A 13022-nucleotide genomic window follows, 5' to 3' on the forward strand; every position below is an offset into this window, starting at 1 on the left:
CCTGAATCGTGCGGGCATGGCGGCGTTGGCGTGCGCGGCGCGCGCATCTGCAGCGTGCGTTGGCCGCTGCAGCACGTCGCCGATGCATTGCAGGAGGGGCTTGTGCCGGTAACGCCTGGTCGCGGCCCAAGCCCCTCCTACGGAAGCGACGTGGATCGCCGCTGCGCTCAGCCCTTCTTGTTCGCCACCCAGCGTTCGATCTTTTCCTGCAGCACGTCCAGCGGCACCGAGCCGTCCTTCAGGATCTCGGCGTGGAACTCGCGGATGTCGAACTTGGCGCCGAGCTGCGCGCGCGCGTAGTCGCGCAGCTGCATGATCTTCATCTCGCCGATCTTGTAGGACAGCGCTTGCCCGGGAATGGCCATGTAGCGCTCGGCCTCGGCTTCGGCATCGGTGCGGCTGGTGGCCGAGTTCTCGAGCATGTAGTCGATCACCTGCTCGCGGGTCCAGCCCTTGCTGTGCAGGCCGGTGTCCACCACCAGGCGGATCGCGCGCCACAACTCGTTCTGCAGGTAGCCGAAGTAGTTGTACGGGTCCTGGTACAGGCCCAGGTCCTTGCCCAGCGATTCGGTGTACAGGCCCCAGCCTTCGATGTAGGCGGTCTCGCCGCCGAAGCGGCGGAACTTGGGCAGGTTGGTCAGTTCCTGCTGCAGGCCGAGCTGGAAGTGGTGGCCGGGAATGGCCTCGTGCAGGTACAGGTCTTCCGCATCCCAGGTCTTGCGGCTGGGCAGGTCGTAGGTGTTGACGTAGAAGATGCCCGGGCGCGAGCCGTCCTCGCTGGGACGCATGTACGAGCCGCCGGCCGCCGACTGCGCGCGATACGGCTCCACCGGGCGGATCTCGAACGCCGCTTTGGGCTTGAGCGAGAACATGCGCGGCACCGCCGCGTCCACCCGCGTCTCCAGGCCGCGGTAGTAGGTCAGCAGCTCGTCCTCGCTCTTGAAGGTGAAGCGCTTGTCGGTCTGCATGAACTTGAAGAACTTCGGCATCGAGCCGCGGAACTTCACCTGCTTCATCACCGCCTGGATCTGCCCCTGGATGCGCGCGACCTCGTCCAGGCCGATCTGGTGGATCTGCGCCGGGCTCAGTTCGGTGGTGGTGCTCTGGCGCACGTTGTACGCGTACCAGTCCGCGCCGCCGGGCAGCGCGCCGACGCCGGCGGTGCTGCGCGTGGCCGGCATGTATTCGGTGGCGATGAAGCCGCGCAGCGAGCGGTACGCCGGCATGATCCGGTATTCGATCATGCGCTTGTATTCGGCGGTGATGCGCTGCTTCTCGGCCTCGGGCATGTCCGCCGGCAGGTTGCGCACCGGGCCCCAGAACAGGCTTTCCTCGGCGGTGGGCTTGATGATCGCGTCCAGCTGCGGCAGCACCTTCTCCATCAGTGCGCGCGGCTGCACCACGCCGGCCTTCATGCCCTCGCGCATGTTGGCGATGGCCTGGTCGAACAGGGCCGGGATGCCGAGCGCGCGTCGCGACCAGTTGTCGTAGTCCTTGGCGGTGCGGAACGGCTGCGCGCCGGTGCCCGAGCCGAGCATCACCATGATGCTGCCGACGTTGTAGAACTGGTTCACCGGCTGCATCCAGCTCGGGTACTTCTCCGACTCCAGTGCGTTGCGCGCGTCGCCGACGAAGATCTCGTAGCTGAGCAGGTCCTGCCCGCTGAGCCCGTCCTTGCCGATCGCCTCGGCCTTGCCCAGCCACTGCACAGTGAAGTCGTGCGACTGCTGGCGGAACGCGGGCGACAGGAAGTTCGGCAGTTGGTCGTTGTAGCGGCTGTCGCCCTGGAACGTGGCCTGCAGCGGATTGAGCTTCAGCGAGGCTTCCCAGTAATCGTCGTACAGGCGATTGAGCTGCTCGGCCTTGCTGCGCACCACCGGCGCCGCGGCCGGGCGCGCCTTCCTGGCCTTGCTGGCCTTGGCGCGGGTCTGCGCTGTCTGCTGTTTGGCGGTCTTCTTCTTGGCCGCGTCCGCCGGTACGGCCAGCGACAGGCTCAGGACGGCGGCGATGGCGAGCGACAGCAGACGGGGAAAGCTGGGCGGCATTGCGGGCTCCAACGACAAGCGAGCACGGGAGCTTGCCCGATCCGCACCGTGGAGGCCACCCATCGCCGCCTGCGCGGTCAGCAAAAAGCCGGTGCGGCGCCACGCGGCCGGCGCCTGTGCGGCCGGCCTTCAGCGGTGCGCAGGGCAGGCAGGGCGGATGTCTGCGACGTTTGCGCCGGCCGTGCGTGCGTGGTCGCCGCAGCGCAGCGGCGACGCTGGCGGCGTGCGAACGGGCCCGCGCCGGGATGCGCAAATGTCGGGCGCCGCGCCGCGCCTGCGCGGCCGGGGCGCCGGCTCAGTCGGCCGCGGCTTCCTCGCGCAGTTGCGCGGCGCGGGCAGGACTGAGGTAGTCGGTGATCAGCCGCCGCATCAGGTACAGCAGCGGGATCAGCAGCACCGCCAGCAGCATCTTGCACAGGTAGTTGAGCGTGCTCACCGCCAGGAACAGCGGGATCGACCAGTGCTGCGGGCCGAGCACGAAGGCGATGTAGATGACCACGAAGCTGTCGATCAGCTGCGACACCGCGGTGGAGCCGGTGGCGCGCAGCCACACGTGCTTTTCGCCGGTGGCGTTGCGGATGCGGTGGAACACCGCCACGTCGATCAGCTGCCCGGCCAGGAACGCCACCAGCGAACCGGCGATGGTCCACAGGCCCTGGCCGAACACCGCGGCAAACGCGGCCTGGTAGTCGGGCACGCCCTGCGCCTGCGCCGCGCCGACCCAGAACCCGGCCGGCGCCAGCGCGATGGCGGCGAACGCGAACAGGAAGCCGTAGCCGATCAGCGCCACCGCCAGCCACGAGATGAAGCGCACCCCGCGCCGGCCGAAGAATTCGTTGATGGTATCGGTGAGGATGAACACCAGCGGCCACAGCAGGGTGCCGGCGGTGAAGTTCATCGAGCCGGCCTGGCCGAACAGGTTCCAGTTCAGCGGCGCGATGCCCAGGGTGTCTTCCAGCGCGAAGATCTTGACCCCGATGAATTCGGCCAGCGCGGCATTGACGCAGAAGAACGCGGCCAGGCCGATGAACAGGCGAACGGCGCGATCGTCGAGCGTGCCGTTGCGCATCTGCCTTCCCTCAGCGGTCCATGGTGCGGGTGAACGGCACGCTGTCCGGCGCCACCGCGCCGCCGGAGATGATGAAGCTCATCGCCTGGTCCACGCTCCAGTCGGTGGGGGTCAGCAGTTCCACCGGCACGATCTCCAGATAACCGGAGGTCGGGTTCGGCGTGGTCGGCACGTACACCGCGGCCAGTTCGCGGCCGGTGCCCTGTTCCTTGATCACCCGCGTCACCAGGCCCACCGACTTCATGTCGCGGTGCGGGAAGTCGATCAGCACCACGCGCTGGGTGCTGCCGGGCTGGGTCTGCAGGATGTCCAGCAGTTTGCGCGCGCTGTCGTAGACCACGCTGGCCAGCGGGATGCGGCGCATGATCGCCTCGAACCAGCGCAGCAGGCGTTGCCCGATCACGCGCCGGCTGAGGATGCCGACCAGCAGGATCACCGCCAGGGTGGCGATCAGGGCGATGGTGTTCTGCACCCACAGCGCGGTGGCCCAGCCCATCTCGCGCGGGAACGAGGCGGCGATGCGCGCCGACAGCGGCACCACCCACGGACTGCTGATGCCCGACAGCAGCACGAACACGAACTTGACCACGACCCAGGTCAGCCAGATCGGCAGCAGGGTCAGCAGGCCGGTGAGGAACAGCCGTTGCAGGGACGGGCGGGGGTGCGGAGCGAGGGGTTCGGGCGACATCGGGCTAGTGTAGTGGAGCGCTGTGCCGACCGCTGCGCCCGGCGACCAGGATGGCGCACGCCGTGCAGGTGCGATTGGGGAAACAGCGACGCGCGCTTCGCGCTGGCGTCGGGCGAGCCCTTCCCGTGGTACGCCCGTGGGCTGGCGCCGGTCCCTGTGGGAGCGACTTCAGTCGCGACGAGCGCAGAGGATGGCCTGCGGACGTCGGGAGTCGTCGGAGCTGTTCGGCTCGACGCCGCATGGAACTCTTCCAGCTAGGAGGCTACGCGATCGACCGAGCCGCGATCGCGGCAGGTGTCGCTGTCGCGCCGCCGTTACCGCGCCGGCTTGCGCTTGACGTACAGCTGCTTGCGCGTGCGCGCGACCACCTCGCCATGCGCGTCGAGGATCTCGTTGTCGAACCAGCGCAGGTATTTTTCGCCGCCGGCGGTGGCGGTGCGGATCTCGTCCAGCAGCGCGTCGTCGAGGCGGAACTGCGCGGTCACCGTGCCGCGCCCCGGGCGCACGAACTCGATGCTGCCGGCCTTGTCCCAGACGTAGTAGGCGCCGCCCAGGTTCTGCATCGCCAGCAGCATCCAGAACGGATCGGTCATCGCGAACAGGCTGCCGCCGAAATGGGTGCCGACGTAGTTGCGGTTCCACGGGCGCATGCGCAGTTCGACCCGCGCGTAGCGGTAGTTCGCACTCAGCTCCACCAGGTGGATGCCGGCGAACAGGAACGGCGGCCACAGGTTCAGGCCCAGACGGAACAACGAAGCATTCATGGCGGATGGAAGGCAGGACGCGAAGCGGCGAGCTTACCATTCGCATGGGTATGGTGGGCCGGGCCTGCGCTGCCAGCGGGCGATGGCAGCGCAAAATTTCCACGCCGGGGTGCGGACGCGTCGGCGTCGCGGTCGCCTATCGCCGGCCTGCACCCGTTGTTGCTTGCCGCGCGCGCGCCGAACCACGGCGTGGCGAGTTCATCGCTTCCCAAGGCTCTGGCCGGGCGTGCTGCACGCGTAGCCGTCGCGGCCGGCGGTCTTGGCCCGGTACAGCGCCGCGTCGGCCTGGGCGAAGAAGTCGCGGTTGCGGGTCTCGGCGTCGACCGTGGTGCTGTGCACGCCGAGGGTGACGGTGATCGGCACCGGGCCTTGCGGCCCTGGCACGGTCAGCTGGCGGATGTCCTCCAGCAGCGCTTCGGCGATCTGGCGCGCGTCGTCCAGCGCGGTGTCGGGCAGGATCATCGCGAACTCGTCGCCGCCGAAGCGCGCGGCCACGTCGTGCGCGCGCCGCGCATGGCGTGCCACCGCCGCGGCGACCAGGGTCAGCGCGCGGTCGCCGCTGTGGTGGCCGAGGGCGTCGTTGTAGCGCTTGAAGTGGTCGATGTCGACGACGATCAGGGTCAGCGGCTTGCCGCTGCGCTGGGCCATCGCCAGTTCCTGGCGGAACGCCAGTTCGAAGCTGTGGCGGTTGGCCAGCCCGGTGAGCCCGTCGCGGTGGGCCTGGCGCTGCCAGTGCGCGATGCGCAGGCCGAGCCAGCCGGCCGACACCAGCGTCACCGCCGCCAGGCACGCGGTCGGCGCGAACCAGCGGCCGCTGGCCAGCGCGCACAGCAGGCTGCCGGCCACGATCAGCGCCAGCATGACCGGCAGCGCCAACCACGGCCAGCGCCGGTGGCGGACCGAATAGGTCATGCCGAGCACGGCGAGCAGGGCCAGCAGCGCCGAGGTGCCGATCTGCTGGTTCTTCGACAGCGGCGTGATCGCATGTCCGCCGAGCAGCATCGCGGCCACGTTGGCCTGGTACTCGGCGCCGTTCATCCAGCTTTCGTGCGACATCGGGGTCAGGAAGCGCTGGCCCAGGCCGGTGGCGCCGACGCCGACGATCACCCGCCGGCCGCGCAGCGCCTGCGCCGGCACGCGGCCTTCCAACACGTCGACGTAGGACAGCTGCGGGAAGCTGCCGGGCGGCCCGGCATAGCGGACCCCGACGTAGTCGTCACGGTGCCAGCGATACGGCATCGCATCCGCGGCCGGGCCGGCGTCGGAAGCCAGGCCGGGCCACGGCGGGGCCAGGCCGGCCAGGGCCACGCCCAGCGCCGGCCAGTGCGCATTGCCCAGGCCGGCGCGCAGGTAGATGCCGCGCGACACGCCGTCGGCATCGATCTCGATGTCGGTATGCGCCAGCCCGGCCGCGGCGCGGGCGATGGCCGGCACCGGCAGCAGTTCCTGCGGCATCTCGCCGGCGTCGGTGCTGCTGGTGGTCACCGGCAGGACGGTGTTGCCGTTGCGGCGCAGCGCCGCGGCCAGCCGCGCGTCGTTGTCCGGGTCGGCCTGGTCGGGTTCGCTCAGCACCAGGTCCAGCGCCACGCGCTTGACCCCGGCCTCGCTCAGCCGGTCGAGCAGGCGCGCGTGGGTGCTGCGCGGCCACGGCCATTGCCCGAGCGCCTGCAGGCTGCGGTCGTCGACCATCACCAGCACCACGCTGGAATCGGGCGTGTAGCGCCAGTGCGTCACCAGCGTGTCGTAGAGCGTGTTGTCCAGCCGCCACAGGCCGTCGGACAGGCCGAACCCTGCGGCCAGCGCCGCCGCCGCCGCGGCCGCAAGCCAGCGTAGCGGCGTGGGCGCCTTCACAGCAGCAACCACAACAGCAGCGCGCCGGCGCCGCCGCCCAGGTAACAGCTCCGGCACGGCAGCGAGATCACCTGGGTCGGCGAGAACGGTGCCGCGTAGCCGTCGTCGTCCACCTGCTGCACGCGCACGTACCAGGTGCCGCCGCGCGGTCGCGGCAACGAGATCTGCGGGGTGTCGAGGGTGCGGTCGAGCAGCAGCGGCGCGGCGAAGTCCGGCTTGCGCGCGATCTGCACGCGGTAGCGTTGCCCGGGCTCGCCGGCCTGCCAGCGCAGGGTCAACTGGCCCTTGGCCGCTTCCGGCGGTTGCAGCGACGGGTCCAGCGGCGCGTCGCTGATCTGCAGCTGCAGCGGCTGTCCGAACGGGCCCTGGCGGCCCTGCGCATCGCGCGAGGCCACGCGCCAGAAGTAGTCGCCCGGAGGCAACGGCAGCGGTGCGCGCAGCCGGGTGGCGTCGGTCGTGCGTTCGAACACCAGTTCGCCGAACTGGGCATCGCGCGCCAGTTGCAGCACGGTGGCGGTGGCATCGGCACTGCGGGTCCATTCGAAGCGCGGATGCGGCGTGCGCAGTTGTTGCTGCTGCAAGGGTTGCAGCGTCAGCGGCGGCAGCGGCGTGGCCCAGACCTGCAGCGCCCGTTCGGCGTCCTCGCCTTCCACGCCGGTGGCGGCGATGCCGCGCACCAGCAACAGCAGGCGACCGGCGGGCAGATCGTCCAGCGCGATCTGCGCCTGCGCGGTCTGGCGCGCGAAGCGCAGCACCTGGCGCTGCTCGGCATCCACCGCTTCGACCCGGTACCCGGCCGCGCCTGGCAGCGGCTGCCAGGCCAGCAGGTAGGGCGCGTGGTCGAGGCGGCTGCGCTGCTCGTCCAGCACCGGCGCGGGCAGCAGCCGTTCTTGCAGCGGCGAGGCGTCGGCGGCCATGCGCGAGGCCTCGCCGGGATGCAGCACCTGCCGGCCGTGCGGATTGCCGACCTGCACGACGCCGTGCAGCACCTCGGTGGCGGCCAGCTGGCCGTCGCCGCCGGCGGCGGCGCGGAAGCGGGTGCCGCGCACGCTGCTGGTGCCGGCCGGCGTCTGGATGATGTAGCGCGAGGCCGGGCCCTGGGCCGGGACCACCTCGTTGCTGGCGCGGCCCTGTTCCAGCCGCACCCGGGTATCGACCATGCCGGTGGCGCCGTAGCGGGCGAGCTGGTCGAAGCGCACGCGGCTGTTCTCGCGGACCTGCATCTGCGAGCCGTCGGCGAACTGCACGGTCACGCTGGCCTCGGCCTCGGTCTGCAAGGTGGTGCCGATCGGCAGCAGCATGCCCTCACGCACCGGCGCCGTCGCGCTGCCGATGCCGAGCACGTTGGCGCCGCCGCGCAGCGCGATCACCCGCGCCGGCGCCGGCTGCACCCGCAGCCAGGCGATCGGGAAGCGCAACGGCTGCCCCGGCGGCAGCGCATAGGGATCGGCCACGGCGTTGTGCCGGCCCAGGCGCTGCCAGTCCACGCCGGGCTTGAGGTAGAGATCGCGCAGCTGCCACAGCGTGTCGCCGGGGCGGACCCGGTAGACCCAGTCCTGGGCGGCGGCCGGCGGCGGTGCCGCCAGGCCCGCGCAGGCCAGCAGCAGCAAGGCGAGCAGCCGCCACACGGGCATCGGCAGGCGGCGACGGGAGGGGATGCGGTTCTGGCTGCTCAACGTCTCGCCCTGGCAAGGACCGGGTGCGCGACGCCGGACGGGCCGGGCCTGTGGATTTCCCCTGGTCGTGATGTCGCGGAGGGAGCCGGACGACTCGTCCGGCCACTGGGTGGCCGAACCGCGGAATCATCGCCAACCGATCCCGTCCGTGACATGAATCTCAGAACAACAGCGCGGACATCTTACGCCGATAGCGCCCGACCAGGTCCTCGTCCTCGATCACCCGGAACGCATCGATCAGCGATTTCTTGGCCAGGCCGTCCTCGAACGCGCGGTCCTGGCGCAGCATGTCCAGGAACTGTTCCAGCGCCGCCTCGTCGTCGCCGGCGATCAGCCGATGCACGCCCAGCAGGTAGCGCGCCTTCAGGTCGGCCGGGTCCTGCGCGATCGCCGCCTGCAGCGCCTCCGCCGGCGGCGCCGCCTGCAGCGCGCTGACGAAGCCCAGCCGCGCCCGCGCCCGCACCGCGCGCTCGTCGGTGGCCAGGTTGGCCGGCAGCGCATCGATCAGCGCCTCCGCCTCGGCGGCGGCGCCGGTCTTCACCAGCGCCAGCGCCAGGTCCAGCTTCAGTTCGTCCTTGTCCGGCTCGGCCGCCACCGCCTCGCGCAGGCGCAACACCTCGGCGTGCGGGTCCAGCGGCGCGGCGGGCGCGTCCTCCTGGACCTCGGCCGGCGCCGGCAGCGGCACGATGCCGTGCTGGGTCAGGAACTCGCGCAGCTGGCCTTCGGGCATGGCGCCGGGGAAGCCGTCGACCAGTTGCCCGTCCTTGACCAGGAACACGGTCGGCACCGAACGGATCTGGAAGGCGGCGGCGATCTGCTGCTCCTGGTCCACGTCGACCTTGGCCAGTTCGAACGCGCCGTGGTACTCGGCGGCCAGCTTCTCCAGGATCGGGCTCAGGGTCTTGCACGGGCCGCACCATGGCGCCCAGAAATCCACCAGTACCGGGGTCTGCAGCGATTTCTGCAGCACCTCGGCTTCGAAGGTCTCGGTCTTGGCGTCGAAAACGTGGGGCATGTCGGACATGGGGGCATCGTGGCAGGCGAAGAAGATGGCTTCTATGGTGACAGACCGGCGGCGGCGCAAGGGGAGCGGCGGCGGCGGTCTGCGCGCGGTCCCCGCGGCGCACCGTGCCGGCAGCGTTGGCGGACGCCGCGGCGCTTGCCGCCGTGCCAGGCGGGGAGGGTGCCAGCCGCGGCCGCAGCGGCGACAATGGGCGTTTGGCGCGCCGCGGTGGCGTGGCGGCGCAGTGCCGGGAGACAAGGTGACGAACCGATACGATCAGGCGCTGCGCTACGCGGGGCCGTTGCTGGCGATGGCCGCCGTCGCTGCGGTGGTGGGCTTCGGGCTGGCGCTGCCGGGCTACCTGCCGTGGTCGCACCCGGTCGCGCTGCTCGGTGCCCGCGGGATACCGCATGCCTGGGCGTTCGACCTGCTGGCGTTCGTGTCGCCCGGGGCGCTGGCGGCGCTGCTGGCGCTGCGCCTGTTGCAGCGCGCTGGCCGCGGCGCGCCGTGGACGCTGCGCGTCGGCGGGCAGGCGCTGCTGCTGGCCGGGCTGGCCTTCGCCGGCATGGGCCTGCTGCCGCTGGACCCGGCCGACCTGGAATCGCGCGCCACCCAGTTGCATGCCAGCGTCTGGCTGCTGTGGGTGGTAGCGCTGGTGGCGGCGGCGAGCCTGCTGGCCGCCGGCGCGTGGCGCCAGCCCGGCGCGCGCGGCTGGGCGCGCACCGCGCTGGCGGTGGCGGCGCTGGCCGCGCTCGGGGCGTTCGCCCTTGATGCGCTGCTGTCGGCGGCGGTGGCGCAGCGGCTGGTGTTCGCGCTGTGGTGGGCCTGGCTGGCGCTGTTGGCCTGCTGGCCAGGTCTGCAGGCGCTGCCGGGCGCCCGCTGAAACCCTGGCCGTTGCGCAATCGGTGCCGGTCGCGGGCGGTTGCGACGCGGCCCTGGACCAGGCTCGCGCGCTGTCGGCATGCCGCTGCGAGGGGCGCGGCGAGCGTGGTTTTCCCCGCAGCGGGCGCGCTGGCGGCCGTCGGCGTGCGCGCCGCCGCGTTGCGTCCGGGCAGGCGCCGCCGCCGCCGCTCGTCGCCGGGATTGGAGCCGCTTCCTGCGCTGCGGTACCCTTGTCCGCTTTGTTGCCGCCTGGCCCTTGCCCGTTTCCATGTCCGCCGTCGAGCCCACCGCCTACGACCCGCAGCAGGTCGAATCGTCCGCCCAGCAGTTCTGGGACGCCACCCGCGCCTTCGAGGTCAACGAGACCTCCGACAAGCCCAAGTTCTACTGCCTGTCGATGCTGCCGTATCCGTCCGGTGCGCTGCACATGGGCCACGTGCGCAACTACACGATCGGCGACGTGATCAGCCGCTACCAGCGCATGAACGGCAAGAACGTGCTGCAGCCGATGGGCTGGGACGCGTTCGGCCTGCCCGCCGAGAACGCCGCGATCAAGAACAAGACCGCGCCGGCGAAGTGGACCTACGCCAACATCGAGCACATGCGCAGCCAGCTCAAGTCGCTGGGCTATGCGATCGACTGGTCGCGCGAATTCGCCACCTGCCGGCCCGAGTACTACGTGCACGAGCAGCGCATGTTCACCCGGCTGATGCGCAAGGGCCTGGCCTACCGCCGCAACGCGGTGGTGAACTGGGACCCGGTCGACCAGACCGTGCTGGCCAACGAGCAGGTCATCGACGGCCGCGGCTGGCGCTCCGGCGCGCTGGTGGAGAAGCGCGAGATCCCGCAGTGGTTCCTGCGCATCACCGACTACGCGCAGGAGCTGCTGGACGGCCTGGACCAGCTGCCGGGCTGGCCCGAATCGGTCAAGACCATGCAGCGCAACTGGATCGGCCGCTCCGAAGGGCTGGAAATCCAGTTCGAAGTGCGCGACGCCGACGGCGCCGCGCTGGATCCGCTGCGCGTGTTCACCACGCGCCCGGACACGCTGATGGGCGTCACCTTCGTCTCCATCGCCAGCGAGCATCCGCTGGCGCTGCATGCGGCCAAGTCCAACCCGCAGCTGGCCGCATTGCTGGCCGAGCTGAAGCAGGGCGGGGTGTCCGAGGCGGAACTGGAGACCCAGGAAAAGCGCGGCATGGACACCGGCCTGGTGGCGGTGCATCCGGTCAGCGGCGAGCAGGTGCCGGTGTGGGTCGCCAACTTCGTGCTGATGGGCTACGGCACCGGCGCGGTGATGGCGGTGCCCGGCCACGACCAGCGCGACTTCGAGTTCGCCAACAAGTATGCGTTGCCGATCCGCCAGGTGATCGCGCTGAAGGCGCCGAAGAACGACGAGGAGCGCAGCTGGGAACCGAGCGTCTGGCGCGACTGGTACACCGACAAGACCCGCGAGTTCGAACTGGTCAACTCGGCCGAGTTCGATGGATTGGATTACTACGGCGCGTTCGAGGCGCTGGCCGAGCGCTTCGAGCGCAAGGGCCAGGGCCAGCGCCGCATCAACTACCGCCTGCGCGACTGGGGCGTCAGCCGCCAGCGCTACTGGGGTTGCCCGATCCCGGTGATCTACTGCGCCAGCTGCGGTGCGGTGCCGGTGCCGGAAGACCAACTGCCGGTGCTGCTGCCGGAGAACGTGGCGCTGAGCGGCACCGGTTCGCCGCTGAAGACCGATCCGGAATGGCGCAAGACCACCTGCCCGCAGTGCGGCGCGGCGGCCGAGCGCGAGACCGATACCTTCGACACCTTCATGGAGTCGAGCTGGTACTACGCGCGCTACACCTCGCCCGGCGCCAAGGACATGGTCGACAAGCGCGGCAACTACTGGCTGCCGGTGGACCAGTACATCGGCGGCATCGAGCACGCGATCCTGCACCTGATGTACTTCCGCTTCTTCCACAAGCTGCTGCGCGATGCGCGCCTGGTCGACAGCGACGAGCCGGCGACCAACCTGCTGACCCAGGGCATGGTGATCGCCGAGACCTACTACCGCGACAACGGCGACGGTTCCAAGGAGTGGATCAACCCGGCCGAGGTGGACGTGCAGCGCGACGAGCGCGGCCGCATCGTCGGCGCCAGCCTGATCGCCGACGGCCAGCCGGTGCAGATCGGCGGCACCGAGAAGATGTCCAAGTCCAAGAACAACGGCGTGGACCCGCAGGCGATGGTCGGCAAGTACGGCGCCGACACGGTGCGCCTGTTCTCGATGTTCGCCGCGCCGCCGGAGCAGTCGCTGGAGTGGAACGAGGCCGGCGTGGACGGCATGGCGCGGTTCCTGCGCCGGCTGTGGGCGCAGGTGCACAAGCATGTCGCCGATGGTGCCGCACCGGCGCTGGATGCGGCCGCGCTCACCGCCGAGCACAAGGCGCTGCGGCGCAAGACCCACGAGACCATCGGCAAGGTCGCCGACGACTACGGCCGCCGCCACAGCTTCAACACCGCCATCGCCGCGGTGATGGAGCTGATCAACGCGCTGGCCAAGTTCGACGATGCCAGCGCGCAGGGCCGCGCGGTGCGCCAGGAAGCGCTGGAAGCGGCGGTGCTGCTGCTCAATCCGATCACCCCGCACGCCAGCCATGCGTTGTGGCAGGCGCTGGGGCATGCGCCGACGCTGCTGGAAGACCTGCCGTTCCCGCAGCCGGACCCGGCCGCGCTGGTGCGCGACGCGCTGACCCTCGCGGTGCAGGTCAACGGCAAGCTGCGCGGCACCATCGAGGTCGCCGCCGACGCCCCGCGCGAGCAGATCGAGGCGCTGGCCCAGGCCGAACCCAACACCGCCAAGTTCCTGGAAGGCCTGAGCATCCGCAAGATCATCATCGTGCCGGGCAAGATCGTGAACCTGGTGGCGGCGTGAACCATCGCGCCGCGCGCGTCGCCGGCGCACGCCGCGCTCCGGCGCCGTGTGCGCCCGCGCGCGCCGCGGCACGTCTCAACCCTCGTTCACGCGGCATCCGGCAGGCTAGCCGCCTGTTGCCGCGCCCAGCCGG

Annotated in this window: 9 protein-coding genes; 2 read left to right on the forward strand and 7 right to left on the reverse strand. The window is 70.8% G+C overall.

Annotated elements, in window-relative coordinates; genetic code table 11:
• Positions 1-167 precede the first annotated feature (167 nt).
• From J2Y70_RS02405 to trxA, 7 genes are all read right to left on the reverse strand, one after another.
• Positions 168-2045: a DUF885 family protein gene (locus J2Y70_RS02405; RefSeq protein WP_309912810.1), complete on the reverse strand. Its 1878-nt coding sequence runs from the start codon at positions 2043-2045 to the stop codon at positions 168-170.
• Positions 2046-2340: 295 nt separating this feature from the next.
• Positions 2341-3114: a queuosine precursor transporter gene (locus tag J2Y70_RS02410; RefSeq protein ID WP_309912812.1), complete on the reverse strand. Its 774-nt coding sequence runs from the start codon at positions 3112-3114 to the stop codon at positions 2341-2343.
• Positions 3115-3124: 10 nt separating this feature from the next.
• Positions 3125-3802 carry a DUF502 domain-containing protein gene (locus J2Y70_RS02415; RefSeq protein WP_309912814.1) on the reverse strand — a complete coding sequence of 226 codons (678 nt, stop codon included), beginning with the start codon at positions 3800-3802 and terminating at the stop codon, positions 3125-3127.
• 314 nt (positions 3803-4116) lie between these two features.
• A complete protein-coding gene (locus J2Y70_RS02420) occupies positions 4117-4566 on the reverse strand; it encodes a DUF4442 domain-containing protein (RefSeq protein ID WP_309912816.1) in 450 nt (149 codons plus the stop codon).
• Positions 4567-4764: 198 nt separating this feature from the next.
• Positions 4765-6417: a CHASE2 domain-containing protein gene (locus J2Y70_RS02425; RefSeq protein ID WP_309912818.1), complete on the reverse strand. Its 1653-nt coding sequence runs from the start codon at positions 6415-6417 to the stop codon at positions 4765-4767.
• Complete coding sequence (locus J2Y70_RS02430; protein WP_309912821.1) at positions 6414-8093, reverse strand: FecR domain-containing protein; 1680 nt, start codon at positions 8091-8093, stop codon at positions 6414-6416. The genes J2Y70_RS02425 and J2Y70_RS02430 overlap by 4 nt, the downstream gene beginning before the upstream one ends.
• 160 nt (positions 8094-8253) lie before the next feature.
• Positions 8254-9117: a thioredoxin gene (gene trxA / locus J2Y70_RS02435; RefSeq protein ID WP_309912823.1), complete on the reverse strand. Its 864-nt coding sequence runs from the start codon at positions 9115-9117 to the stop codon at positions 8254-8256.
• 289 nt (positions 9118-9406) lie between these two features.
• Here trxA and J2Y70_RS02440 point away from each other — a divergent pair, with 289 nt between their 5' ends.
• Positions 9407-9979: a DUF998 domain-containing protein gene (locus tag J2Y70_RS02440; protein ID WP_309913254.1), complete on the forward strand. Its 573-nt coding sequence runs from the start codon at positions 9407-9409 to the stop codon at positions 9977-9979.
• Between the two features lie 267 nt (positions 9980-10246).
• Entirely contained in the window at positions 10247-12889 is a 2643-nt protein-coding gene (gene leuS, locus J2Y70_RS02445; RefSeq protein ID WP_309912824.1) for a leucine--tRNA ligase, read from the forward strand.
• The last annotated feature ends 133 nt before the right edge of the window (positions 12890-13022 follow it).

Source organism: Xanthomonas sp. 1678, assembly GCF_031455575.1.
Lineage (GTDB): Bacteria > Pseudomonadota > Gammaproteobacteria > Xanthomonadales > Xanthomonadaceae > Xanthomonas_A.